At 67.1% G+C, this 24,314-nt stretch carries 20 protein-coding genes and 3 tRNA genes; 16 read left to right on the plus strand and 7 right to left on the minus strand.

Translation table 11 applies throughout. The annotated features are described in order from the left end of the window. Window positions 1–7: 7 nt before the first annotated feature. From ACOZ90_RS12660 to ACOZ90_RS12680, 5 genes are read left to right on the plus strand one after another with little or no spacing between them, the layout of a single operon-like run. Window positions 8–481, plus strand: a complete 474-nt coding sequence (locus ACOZ90_RS12660) for a prepilin-type N-terminal cleavage/methylation domain-containing protein (RefSeq protein WP_422894010.1) — start codon at window positions 8–10, stop codon at window positions 479–481. Window positions 482–483: 2 nt separating this feature from the next. Continuing rightward, entirely contained in the window at window positions 484–1,551 is a 1,068-nt protein-coding gene (locus ACOZ90_RS12665; protein ID WP_422894011.1) for a PilW family protein, read from the plus strand. After that, window positions 1,548–2,075 (plus strand): pilus assembly PilX family protein, encoded by a 528-nt coding sequence (locus tag ACOZ90_RS12670; RefSeq protein WP_422894012.1) that lies wholly within the window; start codon window positions 1,548–1,550, stop codon window positions 2,073–2,075. The genes ACOZ90_RS12665 and ACOZ90_RS12670 overlap by 4 nt, the downstream gene beginning before the upstream one ends. 11 nt (window positions 2,076–2,086) lie before the next feature. Further along, the gene (locus ACOZ90_RS12675; RefSeq protein ID WP_422894013.1) at window positions 2,087–5,467 is read left to right on the plus strand and encodes a pilus assembly protein; all 3,381 of its coding nucleotides are present in this window, start codon (window positions 2,087–2,089) and stop codon (window positions 5,465–5,467) included. Between the two features lie 5 nt (window positions 5,468–5,472). Further along, the gene (locus ACOZ90_RS12680) at window positions 5,473–5,898 is read left to right on the plus strand and encodes a type IV pilin protein (protein WP_422894014.1); all 426 of its coding nucleotides are present in this window, start codon (window positions 5,473–5,475) and stop codon (window positions 5,896–5,898) included. 17 nt (window positions 5,899–5,915) lie between these two features. Here ACOZ90_RS12680 and ACOZ90_RS12685 read toward each other — a convergent pair whose 3' ends face one another. Next, on the minus strand, window positions 5,916–6,536 hold the full coding sequence (locus tag ACOZ90_RS12685; RefSeq protein ID WP_422894015.1) for a GspH/FimT family pseudopilin: 621 nt from the start codon (window positions 6,534–6,536) through the stop codon (window positions 5,916–5,918). A 178-nt stretch (window positions 6,537–6,714) separates the two neighbouring features. Then, window positions 6,715–6,791 (minus strand) — tRNA-Asn (locus tag ACOZ90_RS12690). Window positions 6,792–7,424: 633 nt separating this feature from the next. Between ACOZ90_RS12690 and uvrB the strand changes: the two genes are divergently transcribed. The 11 genes from uvrB to ACOZ90_RS12745 all read left to right on the plus strand — a co-directional run bounded on the left by uvrB (window position 7,425) and on the right by ACOZ90_RS12745 (window position 17,314). Continuing rightward, window positions 7,425–9,455, plus strand: a complete 2,031-nt coding sequence (gene uvrB, locus ACOZ90_RS12695) for an excinuclease ABC subunit UvrB (protein WP_422894016.1) — start codon at window positions 7,425–7,427, stop codon at window positions 9,453–9,455. 85 nt (window positions 9,456–9,540) lie between these two features. Next, window positions 9,541–9,615 (plus strand) — tRNA-Val (locus tag ACOZ90_RS12700). Window positions 9,616–9,740: 125 nt separating this feature from the next. Next, on the plus strand, window positions 9,741–11,648 hold the full coding sequence (gene thrS, locus ACOZ90_RS12705) for a threonine--tRNA ligase (protein WP_422894017.1): 1,908 nt from the start codon (window positions 9,741–9,743) through the stop codon (window positions 11,646–11,648). Between the two features lie 83 nt (window positions 11,649–11,731). Continuing rightward, window positions 11,732–12,253, plus strand: coding sequence for a translation initiation factor IF-3 (gene infC / locus ACOZ90_RS12710; protein ID WP_422894118.1), 522 nt, complete (start codon window positions 11,732–11,734; stop codon window positions 12,251–12,253). Window positions 12,254–12,446: 193 nt separating this feature from the next. After that, the gene (gene rpmI / locus ACOZ90_RS12715) at window positions 12,447–12,644 is read left to right on the plus strand and encodes a 50S ribosomal protein L35 (protein ID WP_422894018.1); all 198 of its coding nucleotides are present in this window, start codon (window positions 12,447–12,449) and stop codon (window positions 12,642–12,644) included. 13 nt (window positions 12,645–12,657) lie between these two features. After that, complete coding sequence (rplT, locus tag ACOZ90_RS12720) at window positions 12,658–13,017, plus strand: 50S ribosomal protein L20 (protein ID WP_422894019.1); 360 nt, start codon at window positions 12,658–12,660, stop codon at window positions 13,015–13,017. Between the two features lie 117 nt (window positions 13,018–13,134). Continuing rightward, window positions 13,135–14,130 (plus strand): phenylalanine--tRNA ligase subunit alpha, encoded by a 996-nt coding sequence (gene pheS, locus ACOZ90_RS12725; protein ID WP_422894020.1) that lies wholly within the window; start codon window positions 13,135–13,137, stop codon window positions 14,128–14,130. Continuing rightward, on the plus strand, window positions 14,127–16,502 hold the full coding sequence (gene pheT / locus ACOZ90_RS12730; RefSeq protein ID WP_422894021.1) for a phenylalanine--tRNA ligase subunit beta: 2,376 nt from the start codon (window positions 14,127–14,129) through the stop codon (window positions 16,500–16,502). Before pheS ends, pheT begins: the two co-directional genes overlap by 4 nt. 14 nt (window positions 16,503–16,516) lie before the next feature. Continuing rightward, window positions 16,517–16,822 (plus strand): integration host factor subunit alpha, encoded by a 306-nt coding sequence (locus ACOZ90_RS12735; protein ID WP_422894022.1) that lies wholly within the window; start codon window positions 16,517–16,519, stop codon window positions 16,820–16,822. After that, window positions 16,815–17,171 (plus strand): MerR family transcriptional regulator, encoded by a 357-nt coding sequence (locus tag ACOZ90_RS12740; protein ID WP_422894023.1) that lies wholly within the window; start codon window positions 16,815–16,817, stop codon window positions 17,169–17,171. The genes ACOZ90_RS12735 and ACOZ90_RS12740 overlap by 8 nt, the downstream gene beginning before the upstream one ends. A gap of 66 nt (window positions 17,172–17,237) precedes the next feature. Then, window positions 17,238–17,314: transfer RNA gene (locus ACOZ90_RS12745), tRNA-Pro, on the plus strand. 58 nt (window positions 17,315–17,372) lie between these two features. Here ACOZ90_RS12745 and ACOZ90_RS12750 read toward each other — a convergent pair. The 5 genes from ACOZ90_RS12750 to ACOZ90_RS12770 all read right to left on the minus strand — a co-directional run bounded on the left by ACOZ90_RS12750 (window position 17,373) and on the right by ACOZ90_RS12770 (window position 24,275). Then, window positions 17,373–18,386: a sensor domain-containing diguanylate cyclase gene (locus ACOZ90_RS12750; RefSeq protein ID WP_422894024.1), complete on the minus strand. Its 1,014-nt coding sequence runs from the start codon at window positions 18,384–18,386 to the stop codon at window positions 17,373–17,375. Window positions 18,387–18,549: 163 nt separating this feature from the next. After that, window positions 18,550–20,457: a 1-deoxy-D-xylulose-5-phosphate synthase gene (dxs, locus tag ACOZ90_RS12755; RefSeq protein ID WP_422894025.1), complete on the minus strand. Its 1,908-nt coding sequence runs from the start codon at window positions 20,455–20,457 to the stop codon at window positions 18,550–18,552. Window positions 20,458–20,524: 67 nt separating this feature from the next. Beyond that, entirely contained in the window at window positions 20,525–21,631 is a 1,107-nt protein-coding gene (locus ACOZ90_RS12760; RefSeq protein ID WP_422894026.1) for a hypothetical protein, read from the minus strand. Window positions 21,632–21,685: 54 nt separating this feature from the next. Beyond that, the gene (locus ACOZ90_RS12765) at window positions 21,686–22,372 is read right to left on the minus strand and encodes an HNH endonuclease (protein ID WP_422894027.1); all 687 of its coding nucleotides are present in this window, start codon (window positions 22,370–22,372) and stop codon (window positions 21,686–21,688) included. A gap of 115 nt (window positions 22,373–22,487) precedes the next feature. After that, a complete protein-coding gene (locus ACOZ90_RS12770; RefSeq protein ID WP_422894028.1) occupies window positions 22,488–24,275 on the minus strand; it encodes an acyl-CoA dehydrogenase C-terminal domain-containing protein in 1,788 nt (595 codons plus the stop codon). Window positions 24,276–24,314 lie beyond the last annotated feature (39 nt).

Below are 24,314 nucleotides of genomic sequence, written 5' to 3' on the forward strand. Positions count from 1 at the left end.
AATTGATATGCATAAGACCTTTTCCCCGGTTCCCGTTTCTGCGCCCCTGAGGCGCCAGCGCGGCAGCTCACTGCTGGAAGTCATGATCGCGGTCCTGGTGCTCGCGATTGGCATGCTGGGCCTTGCCGCCATGTCGGCAATGACCATCAAGAACAGCAACAGCTCGGCGGCGCGCTCCCAGGCAGTCGTCCAGATGTACTCGCTGTTCGATACCTTGCGGCTCCACCGCGATCAGGCGAATTCAGGCGTGTTCGACGTGACCGACTGGGCGTGCGAGACCCAGGATGACGATGACGGCGTCGGAGACCTGTCGGTATTCAACAACTGGCTGAGCCAGGTCCAGACCAGCCTCGGTGATGGTGAGGCGTGCGGGTTTCTGGATTGCGATGGCACCTCCTGCACGGCAGGGATCAGGTGGGATGACAGCCGCGGTACCGGCGGTGACTCCGAACTTGAGATACAGACGACGAGCAGGCTTTGAACATGCGTATCCCGTCACACAGTCAACATTCCTTCCGTGGACGCCAGCGGGGCGCCACCCTCATCGAGCTCATGATCGCCCTGCTGTTGGGATTGCTGGTCGTTGCTGCGGCCAGTGGACTGTTCCTCACCAACAAGCGGGTCTACGCGTCTACGGAAACGATCAACCGTATCCAGGAAAACAGCCGCGTTGCGTTCGAGGTCATGGCCCGGGACATTCGGGAGGCAGGACGCAACCCCTGTGGCAACAAGTCGGTGCCGGTGAGCCAGCTGAAAAGTGGCTCGTCCGGCTGGTGGGACAACTATTTCGTGGGGTTGAAGGGATACGAGCAGGACACCAACGTCCCCGGTACGACACCAGCGGCGGGCACGGACGTTCTGGACGTCTACTCGGCGGGGGGCGCTGAAATCTACGTCACGGAGCACAGCAATCCCGGGGCTGACCTTGATGTCACGAGCGTCGAGGGGATCAACCCGCCTGAAGTATTGATGGTGTGCAACCGCGAACTGTCCCTGATCTTCGAGGCAACCGGTGCCAACGCCAACTCAAAGAAAATCATCCATCCCGGAGGCAATAGCCAGAATTGCACCCAGCGGTTCAGGAGCGAATACGACTGTACGAACGGTAACAGCGTGCACGATTTCTGCATGTATGTGCCGCCAGGCGCGAACCCCGCGGCATGCAACGGCAATTTCAGCGAGAGTCCTGCGCAAGTGGCCCGGTTCCAGTCGCATCGCTGGTACGTGGCGGAAAACGGCCGGGGAGGCCGATCCCTGTACCGGGCCACGCTGTCAGGAGACCCGGCCGCACCGACGTCCAGCACCGTGGTGGAAGTGGCAGAAGGCATTGTCGGCATGCAGCTGCAGTACCGGTCGGGTGGGGCCACTGCCTGGCAATCAGCGGCGGCGGTCGCGGATTGGGCGGCTGTGAACGCGGTGCAGGTATCGCTGTCCGCAGTCGGAACGGAAGGCGCCCTGTCGGGCGGCTACCTGGAAGGTACCGACGGGAATGTGCTGACCCGTAACGTCACCCACGTGGTGGCCATCCGGAACCGGGAGGGGGTGCTGTGATCTCCAAGGCAAAACAGCGTGGCGCGTCCCTGGTGGTGGTTCTGTTGCTGCTGCTGGTGGTGACCCTGCTCGGCTTGGCGTCGATTCGCAGCACCCTGTTACAGGAAAGGATGTCTGGAAACCTGGCCGCAAGAAGCAATGCTTTCCAGGTGGCCGAAGCGGTACTGCGTGAAGCCGAGGGCAGGGCTGCGTCAAAACCCACAGCGCCCGGGGCCGGGTGTGTGAACGGGGTATGTGCCCGTTTTGCCCCCAATGTGAACCAGACCATTGCACCCTGGCAGGTAGATGGGTTCTGGGAAAACGGGAACAACGGCTTCAGCCTGTCAGCCGATACGATCAACGGCATACGGGCGCAATACGTCATTGAGGACTTCGGCCTGGGTGTTGATGCCAGTTGCACTGCCTCGATCGACATGTCCGCTCCGCCATGCAACCCGGAAACCCAGGTGTATCGCATTGTCGTCCGCAGCCAGGCGCCGGATGGTGCCGTGGTCGTGCTGCAGTCCCTGTTCGAAGTGCCATGAGGATCCATTCGATGAAACGTTCCCAGCCTTCCAGGACCCACCGCCTGTTGGCGCCCGTGCTTGGGGTGATGGCGGTCCTGCTGGGTGGTGCCGGCCATGCCGCCGCACCATTCCCCGAATATCCCTTGCAGACCGGGACGGGATCGATTCCGCCGAATATTCTGTTCGTCATGGACGACTCCGGATCAATGGGGTCCACATACATGGGCGCGGACGGGGATTACATCCGGCGGAATCTGAGCGATGACCCGTCGCAGCGAAGCTATGTCAACAACTTTCTGTATTACAACCCGGCGATCGATTACCAGCCCTGGATGAACTGGGATGGCACCCGGGTGAATGGTGGGACAACCTATAACGCCGCGTACGCGCATTTCGACCTTGCCACCGGGCCCATAGACCTTGGGGACGACGACAGTTGCCATTGGTCGCCAAGCAATCAGACTTCTTCGACCACTAAAGTTTGTGGCGGGGTGCAAACGTACTGGGTCCCAAAGGACGTGAATAACGCCTCCGGGACGGATACGAGGGATTATTTCCGATACCGGATCAAGACCAATGGTGTGATTGAACGCTGCGAGCACAATGGTTCGAACTTCCATTCATGCTCGGACGGGGTCACTCCTACGGACCGGACGCAGCAGGCCGAGCGTGACAACTTTGCCACCTGGTTCTCATATCATCGCACTCGGATGAAGGCGGCCAAGGCCGGCGCCAGTGAAGCCTTTGGTCAGCTTGGCGTCAATTTTCGGGTCGGGTATGACTCGATTTGGCGGCTGATAAAAGGGGAGCGTAGTACGGCTTTCGGCTCGGGCCCGGTATTCCCAATCCCTGTAGGCAACAACAGTGGGCTTTTTGATGGAGCCAACCGGAAGGAGTGGTACGAGTGGCTGCATGGTGCCCGGAACTACAGCACAACGCCTCTGAGGAATACCTTGGCACGCGCCGGCAGCTATTACGAGGGCGATTATTCCTCTCTTCCGAGCCCGTGGGGGCCGGGCAGCGTGGACGAACAGCTGAGCTGCCGGCAGAGTTACACAATTCTGACGACGGACGGATATTGGAACGGCGACGGTCCCAGTGTCAGAAATGCGGACAATGCAGCGGGTGAGAGCATCACACTTCCCGACGGCACCACCCGCAACACCTACCAGGCAGCTGCGCCGTTCAAGGACGACCACAGCAACACGCTCGCTGACGTCGCCATGCATTACTGGAAGCGCGACCTCCAGCCGGGGCTGGCGAACAACGTGCCGGGATCTTCCCGCAATCCGGCTGTCTGGCAGCATATGTCGACATTCGGAATCTCCATCGGTCTGGGTGGCACTTTGGACCAGACATCTGTAGGGGAGGTGATGACCTTGGGCGGGGTGACGCGCAACGGTTCCGTCGTAGGCTGGCCGGACCCCCACTCAGGAAATTCCGCCCGCCGCATCGATGACCTGCTGCACGCTGCGGTCAATGGGCGTGGCGAATTTGTGGCGGCGTCGAATCCGCAGGAATTCGCCGATGCAGTTCGGAGGAGTCTTGCCGCCATCGCTGCAGTGCAGGCTTCCGGTTCCAACGTTGCGTCCAACGGCCCGTCGTTGAACAACGGCTCGCAGCTTTTCCAGGCCACCTATACGTCGGGCGAATGGTCCGGAGATGTGAAGGCTTTCAGCATCGCTGGCGGAGCAATTGCTGCGGACCCCGTCTGGAGCATGACGGCGCAGGCGCTGGCAGATCCCGATGGGTTCGCCGACCGGCCGGTGTACACCACCAACTCCAGCAACAATGGTGCGGATTTCCCGACTTCCGCCCAGCGGGACGCCTTGGCCCGGCCCAAGGCGCCCGGATCGGCAGAGACCCTTTCCGGCACCTTGAATGCAAACTACATCAAGGGCGACCGTACGGGTGAAGGATCTGGTCCTTTGGCACTGCGCACCCGTACTTCTCCTGTCGGGGACATCGTGAACTCCTCGCCGTTCTATGTGCAGGAGAACGAGAGCCTCTTCATCGGCGCCAACGATGGCATGTTGCATGGGATCGATGCGCTAACCGGGGAAACGCTGTTTTCATACGTGCCCAGGGGCCTTGATTTCAGCAAGCTGGCGATGTTGAGCAGTCAGGATTACCAGCATCACTTTTTCGTCGATGGCGGGATTGACGTCACCAGCCGTGACCAAGGCAATGGCAAGAACATCCTGGTAGCCAGCCTCGGACGGGGTGGCAAGGGCGTGTTTGGGCTCAACGTGACCGAACCCAGTACGTCGAGTACCAGCATGGTCATGTGGGACCACACCTTCCAGACCGGCGGCAGCGCAGACATGGGCTACGTGCTGGGGGCGCCCTTGGTGCGCAAGGGAAACAACGGGACACCGGTGGCGTTCGTTGGTAACGGAATCGGCAGTGTCAATGGCAGCGCCACGCTGTTCGTCTATAACGCGGAAACGGGCGCTCTGCTCAAATCCATCAAGGCAGAGGCGGGGCCGAACAACGGCCTGGCAGAGGTGCGGGCCGCTGACGTGGACGGCGACGGCATTGCCGACTATGTGTACGCAGGAGATCTGAAGGGCAACGTCTGGAAGTTTGATGTCACCGGGAACAACGCCAACCAATGGGATGTGGCCTACAAGCAGGGCAGCAACAACAAGCCTCTGTTTGTGGCGACTGATCCTTCAGGTGCCGCCCAGCCCATCACCGGTGCGGTTGCGTTGGCGATGGAGCCCGTGACGCGCAAGATCTTTGTCCTGTTCGGGACCGGCTCCTACATCACCAATGGCGACCTGACCAATACCCAGGTGCAGTCGCTTTATGCGGTGATTGACGAGGGCACGAGCGCGAACTTCCCGGTGACCAAGAGTGAGCTCCATAAGCGGGAAATTCCGCTGACCGGGACCGACTCGCAGGGGCGGGCCGCGCGGTCGTGGGAGTCCTACTCCGAGCTTCCCGCCAATAAGAGGGGGTGGTACGTGAACCTCGGAGTGCCTTCTCCTGCAGCCGATGGTGAGCGGGTGGTGACGGCGCCGTTCGTGCGAGGGCGGGCCCTGTGGTTCTCCAGCATCATCCCGTCTCCTGGTGACGGCTGTGAGGCGGGCGGAACGGGCTACCTCAACGCGGTGGACGTCTTCACGGGAACGAACCCGGTGGCGTCCGGGGGCGGAACCTACTCGTTCATCGACGTGGATGGGGACGGCACTGGCAACGACAAACTGACGGGGCAGGATCCCGGCACTGAGAGCGGTTTCATTACCTCAGTCGACCTCGGGATCGGAATGCCGTCGCAGGGGTTGAGTGTCGGCAACCAGATCTATGCGTGCGGTTCTGATGCCGAGTGCGGATGGGTGGCGACGCCGCCCGGTGGCAGTGGGCCCGCGCGATTGCAATGGCGTGAACTGGTAGACACGGAGTGAGCCAAATGTATCCGATGTTGCAACGGACCCGCGGGTTCACGCTGATCGAGCTGATGGTGGTGGTGGCGATCATCGCCATCCTCGCGGCGATCGCCTACCCGAGCTACACCAACCATGTGGTCAAGACGAGGCGCGCGGCGGCCACCGCCTGTGTCATGGAGGCGGCGCATTTCATGGAGCGCTACTACACGACCAACCTCACGTACGAGGGGGCGGCGCTTCCGTCCACCGGATGCATGGCGGAGTTGGAAAACTTCTATACGATCCGGTTGGCGGCTGATCCCGCCCTGACGGCATCGACGTTCCAGGTGGAGGGTGTGCCGCTGGGCGCACAGGCTGCCCGCGACACGCTGTGTGGCACGCTCACGCTCAACCAGGCGGGCACCAAGGGAGAGGACGGCACCGCCACCAGCGCCGAGCAATGCTGGTAAGCGGAGCTTGTCCGCAATCAGTTTTGGCACCACAGCTCATGGGCGCCCCGTTCAACACGGGCGCGCCCGGCATTGTTGACGATTACCCTTGCGCCTGGGGTGCCCTCCCGCGCGCATAGCGTCAAGGTCAGGTTGCTGCCGGCCGACCAGCCGGTGGGCTGGTACCTGATGCGTGTCCGCCCCGTATTGCTGGTGAGCGAGAACCGATCGGGGACGCCCGTTGATACCTCCAGGATATCGGCCATGGAAGCGGGTTGCGTGGTCCGTTGGCGGTCGAGATAAACGATCCAGCCCGAGCTCCAATCGTTGCTTCCGCTGCACAGACTGCCATCTGCGCTCGGGCACATGGTGACGGGATGCCCCCGGTGGATGGCGGCCATGCGAGTGACGGCCAAGCCGCTGGCGACAGTGTGGATCGTGGACTGTAGCTGCGAGTTGCGCAGAAGCGAGGACATCATGGGGCTGGCAACAGCCAGGAGAAGGGTGAGGATCGTCGTTGTGACCAGCAGTTCCACGAGGCTGTAACCCGCGCTCCTCTGGTTGGTCTCCGGTTTCCGGCTGACAGGCTTGACCCGCACGACGCCCTCCATGGCTGTTGCGTGCGACAAGGCTATCTTGGGCAATACTGCTGCGCTCATCAGCGGCAGTGCAGAAATGAGGTAGGGGAAAGACTGGTTACCGGGTAGGGGTTCCGTGGGACCGCGCCTGGTCCAAGCCAGCGTCAAGACTGCTATGGGGTGAGCGCACAGATCAGGGGGGCTGTCCCGAGACCATAAAAAAAGGTCCGCGACTTGCGTCGCAGACCTTGGTGAATCCTGGCGCCCGAAGCTGGACTCGAACCAGCGACCCCCTGATTAACAGTCAAGTGCTCTAACCAGCTGAGCTATTCGGGCGGGGACGGCCATTTTAAGGAGTTGTGGGCCGCGGTCAAGCTGTCTGCGGGTCCCGGGCGGCCCCATCCGGTGATTCCTCCTCTTCCAGGTCGAGCCCGGACGGTTCACCCTTGCGGACAGGTCGTGGGCATGGCCGGCCGCGCACTGCGTACCCGCCCCAGGTTGTTGACCACCACTGTCCCCATCAGCCGCTCCCCGCTGCACACGCGCACGGTCTGGTTGTTGTGCGCGCTGCGGCCGTCGCGCTGGTAGCGCAGGAAGCGGCGGGTGGAGTCGATGGCGAGGCTGCGGTGGCTGGGTGGGTCGGTGACGCGGATGACATGGCGAGGGTGGCGAGCAGTTCGATCAGGGTCAGACCGGCGTCCTTGCGGGTCATGGGGTGGCCTCCGGGTGCGGAGGGATCAGTGTCGTGGAGGCGTCCGGGCGGGTGGATCGGTGGAGACGCGTGCGCGGGGTAGGGGAAGGCCGGTGGCGAAGGTCAGAACTTGTGATCGATCGGTGGCGGCGCGGGGCGTCGGGCGCGTAGGCCCGACCTACGGGGGGTGTCGATTCCGGTGGTTGGGTGGGGTCAATCTCCGCCCCGCGGGGAGGGTCTACACTGGTTGATTCCTCCGCCGAGCCCGCTTTCCGCCGATGAGTGACGCTTCCGAATCCCGCCCGTTCAAGCTGGTCTCGCCCTTCGCGCCGGCCGGCGACCAGCCGCAGGCGATCGAGAAGCTGACCGGGGGCTTCGAGGCGGGGCTGGCGAAGCAGACGCTGCTGGGGGTGACTGGGTCGGGCAAGACCTACACGATCGCCAACGTGGTCGAGCGGATCCAGAAGCCGACCCTGGTGATGGCGCCGAACAAGACCCTGGCGGCGCAGCTGTACGGCGAGTTCAAGGCGTTCTTCCCGAATAACGCGGTCGAGTATTTCGTCAGCTACTACGACTATTACCAGCCCGAGGCGTACGTGGCGGCGTCGGATACGTACATCGAGAAGGACAGCTCGATCAACGACCACATCGAGCAGATGCGGCTGGCGGCGACCAAGGCGCTGCTGTCGCGGCGGGATGCGTTGATCGTTGCGACGGTGTCGGCGATCTACGGGCTGGGCGATCCAGAGGATTACCTCAAGCTGCGGCTGATCCTGTCGGTGGGCGAGCGGATCGAGCAGCGGGCGTTGATCCGGCAGCTGACCGAGCTGCAGTACACCCGCAACGATACCGAGCTGCGCCGCGGCACCTACCGGGTGCGCGGCGAGGTGATCGACGTGCATCCGGCCGAGTCTGAGGTTGAGGCACTGCGGATCGAGCTGTTCGACGGCGAGATCGAGGCGCTGAGCCTGTTCGACCCGCTCACCGGCGCGGTACAGCGCAAGGTGCCGCGCTACACCGTGTACCCCAAGACCCATTACGCCAGCACCCGCGACAGCGTGCTGAACGCGATCGAGACGATCAAGGTGGAGCTGAAGGAGCACCTGGAGTTCCTGTACGCGCAGAACAAGCTGGTGGAGGCGCAGCGGCTGGCGCAGCGCACCCAGTTCGACCTGGAGATGCTGGCCGAGGTGGGCTACTGCAACGGCATCGAGAACTACTCGCGGCACATGACCCGCAGCCTGCCGGGCGAGCCGCCGCCGACGTTGTTCGACTACCTGCCGCCGGACGCGCTGCTCGTGGTGGACGAGTCTCACGTGACGGTTCCGCAGATCGGCGCGATGTACAAGGGCGACCGTTCGCGCAAGGAGACGCTGGTGGAGTTCGGGTTCCGGCTGCCGTCGGCGCTGGACAACCGGCCGCTGCGGTTCGAGGAGTGGGAGGAGCGCTCGCCGCGCACGATCTTCGTCTCGGCAACGCCGGGCCGCTACGAGCTGGAGCATGCCGAGAACGAGATCACCGAGCTGGTGGTGCGGCCGACCGGGCTGATCGATCCGGAGGTGGAGATCCGCCCGGTGGCGACCCAGGTGGACGACGTGCTTTCGGAGATCAACGAACGCGTGGCGCTGGGCGACCGGGTGCTGATCACCACCCTGACCAAGCGCATGGCCGAGAACCTCACCGAGTACCTGGCCGAGCACGGGGTGCGGGTGCGTTACCTGCACTCGGACATCGACACGGTGGAGCGGGTGGAGATCATCCGCGACCTGCGGCTCGGGCAGTTCGACGTGCTGGTGGGCATCAACCTGCTGCGCGAGGGCCTGGACATGCCGGAGGTGTCGCTGGTGGCCATCCTGGACGCGGACAAGGAGGGCTTCCTGCGTTCGACCGGCTCGCTGATCCAGACCATCGGTCGCGCCGCCCGCAACCTGCGCGGCAAGGCGATCCTGTATGCGGACAAGGTGACCCGCTCCATGCAGGCCGCGCTGGACGAGACCGACAGGCGCCGGCAGAAGCAGATCGAGTACAACGCCGAGCACGGGATCACGCCAAAGTCGGTGGCCCGCGCGGTGATGGACATCATGGAAGGCGCCCGGGCGGAGCCGGCGCTGGAGAAGCGCGGCCGGGGCCGGGCGAAACAGGTGGCCGAGGAGGCCGAGGACTACTCCGCGCTTCCGCCGGCCAGGCTGGCTGGCAAGCTGGCGGAGCTGGAACAGCAGATGTACCAGCACGCCCGCGACCTGGAGTTCGAGGAAGCCGCCCAGGTCCGCGACCGGATCCGCCGGCTCAAGGAATCCACCCTGAAATAGGCCGGAGCGGGCGGCTCCGGCCCCGATCGGCCGCATCAGGGCTGTTGTCCCCGGCCGCCGGCCGGGATAGAATTGCGGGCTTGATGGGCGGTTAGCTCAGCGGTAGAGCACTACCTTGACATGGTAGGGGTCACTGGTTCGATCCCAGTACCGCCCACCACGCGCGACGGCGTGGAACCCGAAACGGCGCGGCCACGGTCGCGCCGTTGCTGTTTCTGGATTCCGTACCATGGTTCACGCGGCTTCGCGCGCATGGCGCGCTCCTACAGCAGATCGAAGAATTCCATGATCACGATTACCCTCCCTGACGGCAGCAAGCGCGAGTTCGACGGCCCCGTCACCGTCATGCAGGTGGCCGAGTCGATCGGGCCGGGCCTGGCCAAGGCCACGGTGGCCGGCAAGGTCGACGGCCGCCAGGTCGATGCTTCCGACCTGATCGAGCAGGACGCCGAACTACAGATCCTCACCCCGAAGGACCCGGAGGGGGTGGAGATCATCCGCCACTCCTGCGCGCACCTGGTCGGCCACGCGGTGAAGCAGCTCTACCCGGACGCGAAGATGGTGATCGGGCCGGTGATCGAAGACGGCTTCTACTACGACATCTGGCACGAGCGCCCGTTCACGCCGGAGGACATGGCGGCGATCGAGAAGCGCATGGGCGAGCTGATCGACACCGAGTACGACGTGATCAAGCGCATGACCCCGCGCGATGAGGTCATCGAGACCTTCAGGTCGCGCGGCGAGGACTACAAGCTGCGGCTGGTCGAGGACATGGGCCCGGAGGTCACCGCCATGGGCCTGTACCACCACCAGGAATACGTGGACATGTGCCGCGGCCCGCACGTGCCCAACACCCGGTTCCTCAAGTCCTTCAAGCTGCTGCGTATCTCCGGCGCCTACTGGCGCGGCGACTCGCAGAACGAGCAGCTGCAGCGCATCTACGGCACCGCCTGGGCCGACAAGAAGCAGCTCAAGGCGTACGTGCAGCGCATCGAGGAGGCCGAGAAGCGCGACCACCGCCGCATCGGCAGGCAGCAGGAGCTGTTCCACCTGCAGGAGGAGGCCCCGGGCCTGGTGTTCTGGCACCCGAAGGGCTGGGCGGTATGGCAGGCGGTGGAGCAGTACATGCGCCGGGTCTACCGCGACAGCGGCTACGGCGAGGTGCGCTGCCCGCAGATCCTGGACGTGGAGCTGTGGAAGAAGTCCGGCCACTGGGACAACTACAAGGAGAACATGTTCTTCACCGAGTCCGAGAAGCGGACGTATGCGGTGAAGCCCATGAACTGCCCGGGCCACGTGCAGATCTTCAACCAGGGCCTGCACAGCTACCGCGACCTGCCGATCCGCTACGGCGAGTTCGGCAGCTGCCACCGCGACGAGCCTTCCGGCGCGCTGCACGGCATCCTGCGCGTGCGCGGCTTCACCCAGGACGACGGCCACGTGTTCTGCACCGAGGCCCAGATCGAGCAGGAGGTCACCGACTTCCACGCCCAGGCGATGAAGGTCTACGCCGATTTCGGCTTCGACGACGTGCTGGTGAAGCTGGCCTTGCGCCCGGAGCCGCGGATGGGCGACGACGCGGTCTGGGACAAGGCCGAGGCCGCGCTGCGCTCGGCGCTGTCGGCGGCCGGGGTGGAGTGGGAAGAGCTGCCGGGCGAGGGCGCCTTCTACGGGCCCAAGGTGGAATACCACCTGCGCGACGCGATCGGCCGCACCTGGCAGCTGGGCACGGTGCAGGTGGACTTCATGATGCCGGGCCGGCTGGGCGCCGAGTACGTGGACGAGCACAGCCAGAAGCGCACGCCGGTGATGCTGCACCGCGCCATCGTGGGTTCGATGGAGCGCTTCATCGGCATCCTGATCGAGCACCACGCCGGCGCGTTCCCGGCCTGGCTGGCGCCGGTGCAGGCGGTGGTCATGAACATCACCGACGCCCAGGCCGACTACGTGGAAGAGGTGCGCAAAAGCCTTGCGGATCAAGGATTCCGGGTGGAATCGGATTTGCGCAACGAGAAAATCGGCTATAAGATCCGCGAGCACACGCTGCAGCGGGTGCCGTACCTGATCGTGGTGGGGGATCGCGAGAAGGAGAATGGCGCAGTGGCCGTGCGCACCCGCTCGGGGGAGGATCTGGGGAGCATGCCGGTTTCCGGCTTCGTCTCACGTCTTCGCGACGAGCTTGCGCTAGCATGAACGTGTTGTACCCGGCGCGGACGCGCGCCGGCAGTCCCGGACGCTGACGAGCGGCCGGTTTCATCGATTTTGGAGATTGCAATATCAGTACCCCGGACAAGCAGAACCGCAGGAACCTGGACATCCGCGTACCGCGCGTGCGCGTGATCGGTTCGGATGGCGAAATGATCGGCGTCCTTTCGCGGGACGAGGCCCTTGAAAAGGCCCAGGAAGAAGGGCTCGACCTGGTCGAGATCCAGCCGAACGCCGATCCTCCGGTCTGCCGGATCATGGACTACGGCAAATTCAAGTTCGACGCGCAGAAGAAGGCCAACGCGGCCAAGAAGAAGCAGAAGCAGGTCGAGATCAAGGAAGTGAAGTTCCGCCCGGTCACCGACTCGGGCGACTACGCGATCAAGATGCGCAAGATGCGCGAGTTCCTGGAAGTCGGGGACAAGATCAAGGTCAACATCCGGTTCCGTGGCCGCGAAATGAGCCACCAGGAGCTCGGCCGGGCCATGCTGGAGCGGATCGAGGCCGACCTGGGCGACGACATTGTGATCGAGTCCCGGCCGCGCCTTGAAGGCCGCCAGATGGTCATGATGATCGCCCCCAAGAAGAAATAAAGCCGCGCTCCTACGGGGTTGCTTGCGAAGGGGGGCGGGTTCGCGGCATAATGGCCGGCTCCGGTTCGCCGGGGAATTCACGATCCTGTGAGCCGCCTCTGGTTCCGCTTGTGGAATCAGGGGCTTATGCAGGCCAGGGCATCAAGCGCGGCACCGCCGCCGCCCTGGCCGGAAGAGACCAAAGGACACCGAAATGCCCAAGATCAAGACCCATCGGGGCGCGGCCAAGCGCTTCCGGAAGACCGCTTCCGGCAAGTACAAGGCTGGCCACGCCAACCGCAGCCACATCCTCACCAAGATGTCGACCAAGCGGAAGCGCAACCTCCGCCAGACGAACCACATCCCGGCGTGCGACTCCGGTCGTCTCGACCGCATGCTGCCGTATCTCTGAGGAGGGCTGAACCATGGCACGAGTCAAGCGTGGCGTGCAGGCGCGCCGCCGTCACAAGAAGGTCCTGAGCCAGGCCAAGGGCTACTACAACGCCCGCCGCAAGGTGTTCCGCGTTGCCAACCAGGCCGTCATCAAGGCCCAGCAGTACGCCTACATCCACCGCAAGCAGAAGAAGCGCAATTTCCGCTCGCTGTGGATCACCCGCATCAACGCCGCGGCCCGCATCAACGGCCTGAGCTACAGCCGCTTCATGAACGGCCTGTCCAAGGCCGGCATCACCCTTGACCGCAAGGTGCTGGCGGACATCGCCGTGCACGACGCGGCCGGTTTTGCCGCGCTGGCCGAGAAGGCGAAGGGCGCGCTCGCAGCGTAAGGTGTGTCCCGGCACCGGGCGCGCCCGCGGGTGCGAACGGTACGGACATCGACGTACACGCATGGGGAAGGGCGCAAGTCCTTCCCCATTGTTTTTCTGCGGTTGGGGAAAGGCCCGATGGCTGATATCGAACAGATCAACCGGCAGGCGCTGGCGGACATCGCCGCCGCGTCCACGCCCGAGGCGCTGGAGGCGCTGCGGGTGTCGCTGCTGGGCAAGCAGGGCAGCGTGACCGCGCTGCTCAAGGGCCTGGGCGCGCTGCCGCCGGCCGAGCGCAAGGAAGCCGGTGCCGGCATCAACCGGGTGCGCGACGCGCTGGGCAAGGCGCTGTCCGAACGCCGCCAGGTGCTGGAGGACGCGGCGCTGGATGCGCGACTGTCCTCGGAAACCATCGACGTCACCCTGCCGGGGCGCGACCCCGGCCGCGGCGGCCTGCATCCGGTCAGCCGCACCATCGAGCGCATCGCCGACATCTTCGGCCGGCTCGGCTACGAGCGCGCCGACGGCCCGGAGATCGAGGACGACTGGCACAACTTCGAAGCGCTCAACTTTCCGCCGCACCATCCCGCGCGGGCGATGCATGACACCTTCTATTTTGGCGACGGCCGCCTGCTGCGCACCCACACCTCCGGGGTGCAGGTGCGCTACATGGGCGAGCACAGGCCGCCGCTGCGGATGATCGCGCTGGGCAAGGTGTACCGCTCCGATTCCGACCAGACCCATTCGCCGATGTTCCACCAGTGCGAGGGCCTGCTGGTGGACGAGCGGGCCAACTTCGCCGACCTCAAGGGCACCCTGGCCGAGTTCGTGCGCGCGTTCTTCGAGCGTGATTTCGACATGCGCTTCCGGCCCAGCTACTTCCCCTTCACCGAGCCCTCGGCCGAGGTCGACATCGCCTGGCAGCAGGCGGACGGCTCGACCCGCTGGCTGGAGGTGCTGGGCTGCGGGATGGTGCACCCGAACGTGCTGCGCAACGTGGGCATCGACCCGGAGAAATACACCGGCTTCGCCTTCGGCATGGGCGTGGAGCGGCTGGCGATGCTGCGCTACGGGGTCACCGACCTGCGCGCGTTCTTCGACAACGATGTGCGTTTCCTGGGGCAGTTCGCATGAAGTTCTCCGAAAACTGGCTGCGCGAGCACGTCGCCATCGACGCCACCAGCGAGGAGCTGGAGCGGCGGCTGACGATGATCGGCCTGGAGGTCGAAGGGGTCGAGCGCCTCGGCGGCGGCCTGGACGGCGTGGTGGTGGCGAAGATCGTGTCCTGCGAGAAGCACCCCGAGGCCGACCGCCTGCAGGTGTGCCGGGTGGATGCGGGGCAGGGCGAGCCGCTGCAGATCGTGTGCGGCGCGCCCAACGCGCGCGCGGGCCTGGTGGCGCCGCTGGCGATGGTCGGCGCGAAGCTGGGCGACATCAAGATCAAGACGGCGAAGCTGCGCGGGGTGGAGTCCAGCGGCATGCTGTGCTCGGCCAAAGAGCTGGGCGTGGACGCCGACGCGTCCGGGCTGATGGAGCTGCCGGATGATGCGCCGGTGGGTACGCCGCTGGCACAGTACCTCGGCCTGCCGGACAACGTGATCGAGCTGGGCCTGACCCCGAACCGCGCCGACTGCCTGGGCATGCGCGGGCTGGCCTGGGACGTGGCCGCGGCCTTTGGTGGAGAAGTGGCCGGGTTCGATCCGGAACCGGTGCCGGCGCAGACCGACGCCGCGCTGCCGGTGGAACTGGACGCCGGCGCCGACGCGCCGCGCTACCTCGGCCGGGTGATCGAGGGCGTGGATGCCAGCGCGCCCACCCCGGTGTGGATGGCCGAGCGCCTGCGCCGCGCGGGCATCCGCCCGGTGAGCTTCCTGGTCGATGTGACCCAGTACGTGATGCTGGAGCTGGGCCAGCCGATGCACGCCTTTGACCGCGACCTGCTGAAGGGCCCGGTCGGCGTGCGCCGCGCCCGCGCCGGCGAGCAGCTGGTGCTGCTGGACGGCCGCCAGGTGGATCTGGACGGGGAGTTCCTGGCCATCACCGACGCCGGCCGCGTGGTTGCGCTGGGCGGAGTCATGGGCGGCGACGACACCCGGGTCTCCGATGCCACCCGCAACGTGTTCCTGGAGGCCGCGCACTTCGCGCCGGCCGCCATCATCGGCCGCGGCCGGCGGCTGGGGCTGCATACCGATGCCGGCCACCGCTTCGAGCGCGGCGTGGATCCCGAGCTCCCGCGCGCCGCCATCGAGGCCGCCACCCGCCTGGTCATGCAGGTGGCCGGCGGCAGCCCCGGCCCGGTCACCGAGGCCGTGCTGGCCGAACACCTGCCGCAGCCCCGGCCGATCGTCCTGCGCCGCGAGCGCCTGGCGCGGGTGCTGGGCGTGGCCGTGGAGGATGCCGAGGTCGGCCGCATCCTGCGCGCGCTGGGCATGCAGGTGGAAGACACCGCCGACGGCTGGCAGGCCACGCCGCCCAGCCGCCGCTTCGACCTGGCGATCGAGGAAGACCTGATCGAAGAGGTCGCCCGTATCCACGGCTACGACCGCGTGCCGACCACGCTGCCGGGCGGGGCGACCCGGATCGCGGCACCGTCCGAGGGCCGCGTCGAGGAGGCCGACCTGCGCCGCCAGATGGTCGCGCGCGACTACCTGGAAGCGGTGAACTTCGCCTTCGTCGACGCCGGGCTGCTGGCGCACTGGCAGCTGCAGGACGGCGGCGTGCCGCTGGCCAACCCGCTCAGCGCCGAGCTGGGCGTGATGCGCACCGCGCTGCTGCCGGGCCTGGTCGACGCGCTCGGCCGCAACGCCGCGCGTCAGCAGCCGCGGGTGCGGCTGTTCGAGGTCGGGCGCACGTTCATGGCCGCGGGTGAGGGCAAAGCCCCGCTTGAAACCGCCCGCGTCGCCGCCGTCGCCACCGGCCAGGCGCACGCCGAGCAGTGGGGCGCGCCGGAGCGCGAAGTCGGTTTCCACGATCTCAAGGGAGACCTGGAGAGCCTTGCGGCCTGCGCCGGCGCCGAGCTGGAGTACCGGCCTTCGAAGGCCGCGCACGGCCATCCCGGTCGCTCGGCGGATGTCTACCGCGACGGCGAGCGCATCGGCTGGATCGGCGAGCTGCACCCGCGCCTGCTGCGCGCGCTGGATCTCGACCACGCGGTGACCGGCTTCGAAGTCGACCTGGAGCCGCTGCGCCTGCGCGCGCTGCCGCGGGTGGGGCTGCCGGGCAGGTTCCCCTCGGTGCGCCGCGACCTGGCGTTCGTCGTGGCCGAGGAGGTTTCCTGGGCCGCGCTGGAGGCGTCCATCCGCGCCAGCGCCGGCCCGCTGCTGGTCGGACTGGGCCTGTTTGACGTGTACCAGGGCAAGGGGGTCGAAAGCGGTTTCAAGAGCCTTGCTATGGGCTTGATTCTGCAGGACAAATCGCGCACTCTGACAGATCGCGACGTGGAAGAGGTGGTGGAGCGGGTCACCGCTGCGCTGCAGCAGAGCCACGACGCACGCATCCGCAGCTGAGGAACAAGGGGAGCATGGCACTTACGAAGGCCCAGATGGCCGAACGGCTTTACGAGGAAGTCGGCCTGAACAAGCGCGAGGCGAAGGAGTTCGTCGACGCGTTCTTCGAAGTGCTGCGCGACGCGCTGCAGCAGGGGCGCCAGGTGAAGCTGTCGGGCTTCGGCAACTTCGACCTGCGGCGCAAGAACGAGCGCCCGGGCCGCAATCCCAAGACCGGCGAGGAGATCCCGATCTCCGCGCGCACCGTGGTCACGTTCCGCCCGGGCCAGAAGCTCAAGGAGCGGGTGGAAGCCCATACGCCGGAGGCCGGCCATGCTTGATCCGGGCAGCAACCGCGAGCTTCCGCCGATCCCGGCCAAGCGCTACTTCACCATCGGCGAGGTCAGCGAGCTGTGCGACGTGAAGCCGCACGTGTTGCGCTACTGGGAAACCGAGTTCCCCGGCCTGAAGCCGGTCAAGCGCCGCGGCAACCGCCGCTACTACCAGCGCCACGACGTGCTGATGGTGCGCCAGATCCGCGCGCTGCTGTACGAGCAGGGCTACACCATCGGCGGCGCGCGCCTGCGCCTGGAGGGCGACGACGCCCGCCAGGAGTCGGTGATGAGCACCCAGATCGTGCGCCAGGTGCGCAGCGAGCTGGAAGAGATCCTGGTGCTGCTGCGGCGCTGATCGCCCCTACTAGCCAGGCCCGAATCGGGATACAATTGCCGGCCGCGTCCGCGCGGGCCACCTGATCGGGGTGTAGCGCAGCCTGGTAGCGCACTTGTCTGGGGGACAAGTGGTCGTCGGTTCGAATCCGGCCACCCCGACCAAACCGGTTCCGGAGTCTCCGGACTCACGAAAAGCCCTGCAGCCGCGGGGTTTTTTTGTTTACTCCGCCGCCATGCCCGCAACCGTGTTGCGGCCCGCGCGCTTTGCCTGGTACAGCGACTCGTCGGCGTCTTCCAGCCAGCGCTCCAGGGTGGTGTGCGCCGCCTCGGCGATGCCGATGCTGACCGTGCAGCGCGCCTTGGGCGCGCCGACCAGGCGGGCGGATTCCACGTCGGCCCGGATCTGTTCGGCGATGAAGCGCGCTTCGCTGCCGCCGATGCCGGCCAGCACCACCGCGAACTCGTCGCCGCCGTAGCGGCCGGCGCGGCCGTGCGCGCCGATGCGCCGCTGGATGGCGCCAGCCACCGTGCGCAGCGCCTCGTCGCCGGTGGCGTGGCCGTGCTGGTCGTTGGCGCGCTTGAAGTTGTCGATGTCGAGCATCATCAGCGTTGCCGGCGTGTCGTGTTCGCGATGGGCCGCAAGCGCGTATTCGGCCTGCTGCTGCCAGTGGCGGCGGGTGCCCAGGCCGGTCAGGGCATCGATGCGGGTGAGCTCGTCCAGCTGGCGGTTCTTGTGCCTGACCTTTGCGATCAGCGCGTTGCCGGCCATGCTCACGGCAATGGTGTGGATGAGCAGTGCCGGCAGGCTGGCCAGGATCACCGGCATGCTGGTGTCCGGCTGGAACGCAAAGCCGGTGAATGCCCCGCCCACCACGACCCCCGCCAGCATCCCGGGCAGCGACCGCAGCCACAGGCGCGGCACGCCGGTGCTGATCTTGTCCACCGTGGCCAGGGTGAGGAGCAGCACGCTGGGCAGCAGGTTGAACTGCATCAGCGGAACCAGCAGCCCGGCCAGGGCGGAGTCGACGAGCAGGTTGCGGATCTCGGCAGGCTCGGGCGCCGCGCTGCGCCGGGCCAGCTGGAACGCCAGGTGCGGCCAGAGCAGGCCGATGAAGATGGTCGCCGCCCATGCCGCCGGCGGTGCCGATGTTTCATGCAGGACGGCAAGCACCGGCAGCATGCCCAGGCCCATGCCCAGGATGCGGAAGCGGTAGACCCGTCGCGGAAAGCGCATGCGCGCGCGGGCCGGATCCGTTGGCCGCGCGGGTTCTTGCGAAGGCGCCCGGGTCGCGGGCGGATGTGGTTTCAGCACGCGCTCCCCCGATGGCGTGTGACCCCTGATCCTCCAATGATAAGCCGATGGCGGATCCGGATGTGAACTCCGGATCCCCCCGGCATCAGCCGCCGGCGGCGGCCCGGGTAGGCGTGCTGGCCAGATCCGGCCAGCGGGCCAGGATGGCGGCGCGGATCCCGGCCTCGTCCAGCCCGGCTTCGGCAAGCAGGTCTTCGCGGCTGGCGTGGCGCTGGAAGGCGTCCGGCAGGCCCAGCTGCAGCACCGGCAGGGTGATGCCCTCGGCGTGCAGAAGCTCGGTCACCGCCGAGCCGGCGCCGCCCATGACCACGTTGTCTTCCAGGGTCACGAAGCCCTCGTGATCGCGCGCCAGCTCCAGCAGCAGCGCGCGGTCGATCGGCTTGATGAAACGCATGTTGACCACGGTCAGGCCCAGCGCGGCGGCGGCCTTCTCCGCTGCCGGGACAATGGCGCCGAAGGCAAGCAGGGCGATGCGCGCGCCGCGGCTGCGCAGCTGCGCCTTGCCGATCGGCAGGGTGTCCAGGCCGGCCTCGACCGCCACGCCCGGGCCGCTGCCGCGCGGGTAGCGCACCGCGGCCGGGCCCCGGTGGCGGAAGCCGGTGGACAGCATCTTCCGGCACTCGTCCTCGTCGGCCGGCGCCATCACCACCATGTTGGGCACGCAGCGCAGGTAGCTCAGGTCCAGGTTGCCGGCGTGGGTGGCGCCATCCGGGCCGACCACGCCGCCGCGGTCGATCGCGAACAGCACGTCCAGGTCCTGGATGGCGACGTCGTGCACCAGCTGGTCGTAGCCGCGCTGCAGGAAGGTGGAGTAGATCGCCACCACCGGCTTGGCGCCCTCGGTGGCCATGCCGGCGGCCAGGGTCACCGCGTGCTGCTCGGCGATGGCGACGTCGAAGTAGCGCTCCGGGTACTCCTTGCTGAAGCGCACCAGGCCCGAGCCCTCGCGCATCGCGGGGGTGATGCCCAGCAGCGTGTCGTCGGCGGCGGCCATGTCGCACAGCCAGTCGCCGAACACGTCGGTGTAGGTCGGCTTCTTCGGCCCGCCCTTGGGCACCACGCCCTTGGCCGGGTCGAACGGCGACACCGCGTGGTAGCCGATCTGGTCGCCTTCGGCCAGCTCGAAGCCCTTGCCCTTGGTGGTGATCACGTGCAGCAGCTGCGGGCCTTTGAGCCCCTTGAGCGTGCGCAGCGCGCCCACCAGCGCCTTCATGTCGTGGCCGTCGATCGGGCCGGTGTAGTGGAAGCCCATTTCCTCGAACAGGGTGGAGGGTACGAACATGCCCTTCCACTGGCCTTCCCAGCGCTTGACGAAGCGCGCCGGCGGGCTGTTCTTGTCGCCCAGCAGCTTCTTGCCGCCCTCGCGCAGCGCGTTGAGGGTGCTGCTGCCGCTCATCCGCCCGAGCATGCGGGTCAGGCCGCCCACGGCCTCGGAAATCGACATGCGGTTGTCGTTGAGCACCACCAGGATGTCCGGGTCGGTGTCCATGCCGCCGGCGTGGTTGAGCGCTTCGTAGGCCATGCCCGCGGTCATCGCGCCGTCACCGATCACCGCCACCACCTTGCGGTCATTGCCGGCGCGGGCGTTGGCGATGGCCATGCCCAGTGCGGCCGAGATCGAGGTGCTGGAGTGGCCGACGCCGAAGGTGTCGAATTCGCTTTCCTCGCGCTTGGGGAAGGGCGCGACGCCGTCCTTCTGCTTGACGGTCTGGATCGAGTCGCGCCGCCCGGTGAGGATCTTGTGCGGGTAGCACTGGTGGCCGACGTCCCAGACGATGCGGTCGTCGGGGGTGTCGTAGAGCCAGTGCAGGGCGGTGGTCAGTTCGATCACCCCCAGGCCGGCGCCGAAGTGGCCGCCGCTGCGGCCAACCGATTCGATGAGGTAATCGCGCAGCTCGTTCGCGATCTGCGGCAGTTCGGCTTCCTCGAAGCCGCGCAGGTCGGCCGGGGAGTCGATCCGCGACAGGCGCGGATAGCGTTTGGGGTCGATCATCGCTGCATTTTCGCCCCCGCCGTCGCGGGGGGCAAGGCGAGGCCCGGGCAGGGGCCTGGCGGGCTGTTCAGGATCTGCCGCGCAGGCGGCCGAAAAAGCCGGTGGGTTTGGGTGGGGCCTCGGGTTCGGGCTCGGGTTCGGGCACGAATTCGGCGAAGCCGGTGGCGAGGTTGGCGTTGGTGAAATCGGCCACTTCCGCCAGCGGGCTGCCGCTGGCCTCGGCGATTTCCGCCAGCGTGGCCGGCCCCTTCATCATCGCGGTGGCGATGCGGAAGTGGCGCGGGTACTCGCGTTCGGTCTGCGGCCACTTGGTCAGGCGGTAGCGGCCGTCCGGGTCGTTGCCGGGCACCAGTTCACCGTTGCCGGCCAGCAGGCCGCCCAGCCACTGCAGGCGCGAGAGCGGCTGCGCATCGCCCGCGGCGGCGATGCCGGTGGCCCAGGCGTCCGCCTCCACCGTTTCAAAGTCGGACTGTTCGACGGTGCCGTCGAAATAGCCTGCCAGCGGCTTGAGCTGCTGCGGGCCGTGGTACTGGCGCGTGTCAGCGTCGATCCACAGCTCCGGGCCGCTGCCGCGGCGGAAGCGGAACCTCCCCTTGAGCGCGCCGGGCTGCATCCAGTCGGCGAAGACGGGGTCGCGGGGCGGCGGGGGAGGTTCGGGCTCCGGTTCGGGCTCGGGTTCGGCAGCGGCTTCGGCGATGGCATCGTCCGCCGGTTCGTCCGCGGGCGGTGGGGCGGCTTCCGGCTCCGGCTCTGCCTGCGCAGGCGCTTCGGCGGCGGGAGGCTCCGCTGCCGGCGCATCGGCCTCCGCCACGGCCTGCTTCACAGGCGTTGGCGCGGGTGCCGGAGGAGCGGCGCCAAGGTCGACGCCCGCGCCGGCCGCGATCTGCCGCAGCAGCTCGACCATCGCCTCCGTGTCGAACGGCCGGCCGATGCGGAAGTCGGCCTGGGTGCGCTCGGCGCTGGTCAGCCCGATCACCTGCTTGCCGGCGGCGTGCAGGCGCAGCCAGCCCATCGGGCCGTACATGCTGTCCATGTCGATGACGACGTAGTCCGCAGCGTCGCTGGGCTCCAGCGTGAAGTGCTCGCGCAGCTGCGCGTTCGCGGCGGCAAACGCCGCGCGCAGCGCGGTTTCCGTCGCCTGATCCATGCTGGTGAAGCCGAGAGTCAATGCCATGCTGCAGTGATCGCCCGTGGCCGAAAACCCAAGTCTAGCCGGAACGCCGGTGACTCAGGAGGTTTGGCGGGCGTTGCGCGGCAGCTGCGACTTCAGGAACGCCATCTGGTCGGCGAGGATGTTGCGGTTGGACAGGATCAGGTGCTCGATCCAGCTGGGCCGGTAGGGGACGGCCAGCAGCGGCATCACGGCCTGGGCCGGGGTGCGGCCGCCCTTGCGCGAATTGCAGCTGTAGCAGGCGCTGACCACGTTCTCCCACAGGTCGCGCCCGCCCTGGGACAGCGGCATGACGTGGTCGCGGGTGAGCTGCTGGCGCGGGACGTTGTTGCCGCAGTACAGGCACAGGTGCTGGTCGCGGGCGAACAGCGCGGCGTTGGTGAGCGCGGGCGTGGGATTGAGCGCCTTGGCCCGGGCGTGGCCGCGGGAGGCGATGATCGGGTGCAGATCCAGCACGCTCTGCTCGCCGGTGATCCGGTTGATGCCGCCATGCACGGCCAGGCAGGGCTCGCCCAGGGTCCAGGTCACGGCGTCGCGGGCGTAGAGGCAGGCGGCGTCCTGCCAGCTGATCCAGTCCAGCACCCGGCCGTGGGCGTCCAGGGACAGCAGGCGCACGCTGTCCAGCCTGACCTGACGCGAAAGGGTGTGCTCGTGGAGCGGGAGCCGGCCGATGACCGCGCCGCCCGGAGCCGGCGGCAACTCTCCGGAGGGGAGCAGGCGAAGCTTCGCTCTGTCGTCCTTCATCGGGAGAACAGCATATACCCGATTTGTGACTGCGTGTGTACGCCCGCCGTCCCGACGCCCTGCCCGTGTAGGAGCGCGGATGGCGCGCTCCTACGGGGGGCGGGGGTGGGGCGGGTCAGTCGAAGTGTTCGGCGTCCAGGGCCATCAGCGGGGCGGTGCCGGATTCGATCGCGGCCTTGTGCGCCCGGGTGCGCGGCAGGATGCGGGCGAAGTAGAAGCGGGCGGTTTCCAGCTTGGCCTGCTTGAACTGCTCCGTCTGCGACCCGGCGCGGGCCGCGGCGACGCTGCGCGCCCACCAGTAGGCCAGGGTCACGTAGCCGGAGTAGAACAGGTAGTCCCAGGAGGCGGCGCCGACCTCTTCCGGATCCGACGAGGCGCGTGCGGCGATGTCGCGGGTGAGCTGCTCCCACTCGGCGGCCTTCTCGCGCAGCGGGCCGATGAACTCGGCCATCGCGTCGTCATCGGCGTGCTCGGCGCACAGCGACTGGATCATGGCCAGGAACGCCTTCAGCCCGGCGGCCTTGAGCTGCATGGTCTTGCGGCCCATCAGATCCAGCGCCTGGATGCCGGTGGTGCCCTCGTAGAGGGTGGTGATGCGGGCATCGCGCGCCAGCTGCTCCATGCCGTGTTCGGCGATGTAGCCGTGGCCGCCGAAGCACTGCAGGGCGTTGTAGGTGCACTCCACGCCCCACTCGGTGAGGCAGCCCTTGACGATCGGGGTCAGGAAGCCGAGCAGGGCGTCGGCCTGCTCGCGCCCGGCCGCATCCGGGGCGTGGCTGACCGCGTCCACCAGGGTGCCGGCGAAGCAGGCGAGCACGCGCCCGCCTTCGGTCAGCGCCTTGCAGGTGAGCAGCATCCGGCGCACGTCGGGGTGGACGATGATCGGGTCGGCGGCCTTGTCGGGGAACTTGGGCCCGGACAGCGCGCGCATCTGCAGGCGCTCGCGCGAGTAGGCCAGCGCGTTCTGGTAGGCGCGGTCGGCCAGGCCCAGGCCCTGGATGCCGACCGCCACGCGCGCCGAGTTCATCATGGTGAACATGGCCATCAGGCCGCGGTGCGGCTCGCCCACCAGCCAGCCGTGGGCGTCGTCGAGGTTGAGCACGCAGGTGGCCGAGCCGTGGATGCCCATCTTGTGTTCGATGGCGCCGCAGCGCACGCCGTTCGGCTCGCCGGTGCTGCCGTCTTCGGCGACCTGCAGCTTGGGCACCACGAACAGCGAGATGCCGCGGCTGCCCTCGGGCGCGTCCGGCAGCCGCGCCAGCACCAGGTGCACGATGTTGTCGGTGAGGTCGTGCTCGCCGGCGGTGATGAAGATCTTGGTGCCGTTGATGGCGTAGCTGTCATCGCCGTTCGGCGTGGCGCGGGTCTTGAGCAGGCCCAGGTCGGTGCCGCAGTGCGGCTCGGTCAGGCACATGGTGCCTGTCCAGCGGCCGTCCACCAGCGGCTTGAGGAACACCTCGCGCTGCCAGTCGTTGCCATGGTGCAGCAGCGCCTCCACCGCGCCGTGCGAGAGCAGGGGGAAGTTGCCCCAGGCCAGGTTGGCGGCGTCGATCATTTCCTTGAGCGGCATGCCGATGGTGTGCGGCAGGCCCTGGCCGCCGAACTCCTCCGGCGCGTTGAGCGCCGGCCAGCCGCCTTCCACGTACTGCTCGTAGGCCTGGCGGAAGCCGGGCGGGGTGGTGACCGCGCCGGTGGCCTTGTCGAAGCTGCAGCCGATCTCGTCGCCGACGCTGTTGAGCGGGGCGAGCACGGTCTCGTTGAAGCGCGCGCCTTCCTCGAGGATCGCGTCGATGACGTCGCGGCTGGCATCGTCCATGCCCAGTTGCTGGAACAGGGCCTCCACGCCGAGGACGTCGTGGAGCGCGAAGCGGATGTCGGTCAGGGGGGCTTTATAGCTGGACATGGCAATCCGTTTGCAAGGGGAAAAGAGGGTGCGTGCGCG

The sequence above is a fragment of the Luteimonas dalianensis genome, assembly GCF_049339425.1.
In the GTDB taxonomy this organism is placed as follows: domain Bacteria; phylum Pseudomonadota; class Gammaproteobacteria; order Xanthomonadales; family Xanthomonadaceae; genus Luteimonas; species Luteimonas dalianensis.

Bases quoted from the DNA above. Each gene is read 5' to 3' on its own strand.
- ACOZ90_RS12660 (WP_422894010.1), top strand. From the start codon at position 8: ATGCATAAGACCTTTTCCCCGGTTCCCGTTTCTGCGCCCCTGAGGCGC.
- ACOZ90_RS12665 (WP_422894011.1), top strand. From the start codon at position 484: ATGCGTATCCCGTCACACAGTCAACATTCCTTCCGTGGACGCCAGCGG.
- ACOZ90_RS12675 (WP_422894013.1), top strand. From the start codon at position 2,087: ATGAAACGTTCCCAGCCTTCCAGGACCCACCGCCTGTTGGCGCCCGTG.
- ACOZ90_RS12680 (WP_422894014.1), top strand. From the start codon at position 5,473: ATGTATCCGATGTTGCAACGGACCCGCGGGTTCACGCTGATCGAGCTG.
- ACOZ90_RS12685 (WP_422894015.1), bottom strand. From the start codon at position 6,536: ATGAGCGCAGCAGTATTGCCCAAGATAGCCTTGTCGCACGCAACAGCC.
- uvrB (WP_422894016.1), top strand. From the start codon at position 7,425: ATGAGTGACGCTTCCGAATCCCGCCCGTTCAAGCTGGTCTCGCCCTTC.
- thrS (WP_422894017.1), top strand. From the start codon at position 9,741: ATGATCACGATTACCCTCCCTGACGGCAGCAAGCGCGAGTTCGACGGC.
- rpmI (WP_422894018.1), top strand. From the start codon at position 12,447: ATGCCCAAGATCAAGACCCATCGGGGCGCGGCCAAGCGCTTCCGGAAG.
- rplT (WP_422894019.1), top strand. From the start codon at position 12,658: ATGGCACGAGTCAAGCGTGGCGTGCAGGCGCGCCGCCGTCACAAGAAG.
- pheS (WP_422894020.1), top strand. From the start codon at position 13,135: ATGGCTGATATCGAACAGATCAACCGGCAGGCGCTGGCGGACATCGCC.
- pheT (WP_422894021.1), top strand. From the start codon at position 14,127: ATGAAGTTCTCCGAAAACTGGCTGCGCGAGCACGTCGCCATCGACGCC.
- ACOZ90_RS12735 (WP_422894022.1), top strand. From the start codon at position 16,517: ATGGCACTTACGAAGGCCCAGATGGCCGAACGGCTTTACGAGGAAGTC.
- ACOZ90_RS12740 (WP_422894023.1), top strand. From the start codon at position 16,815: ATGCTTGATCCGGGCAGCAACCGCGAGCTTCCGCCGATCCCGGCCAAG.
- ACOZ90_RS12750 (WP_422894024.1), bottom strand. From the start codon at position 18,386: ATGCGCTTTCCGCGACGGGTCTACCGCTTCCGCATCCTGGGCATGGGC.
- dxs (WP_422894025.1), bottom strand. From the start codon at position 20,457: ATGATCGACCCCAAACGCTATCCGCGCCTGTCGCGGATCGACTCCCCG.
- ACOZ90_RS12760 (WP_422894026.1), bottom strand. From the start codon at position 21,631: ATGGCATTGACTCTCGGCTTCACCAGCATGGATCAGGCGACGGAAACC.
- ACOZ90_RS12765 (WP_422894027.1), bottom strand. From the start codon at position 22,372: ATGAAGGACGACAGAGCGAAGCTTCGCCTGCTCCCCTCCGGAGAGTTG.
- ACOZ90_RS12770 (WP_422894028.1), bottom strand. From the start codon at position 24,275: ATGTCCAGCTATAAAGCCCCCCTGACCGACATCCGCTTCGCGCTCCAC.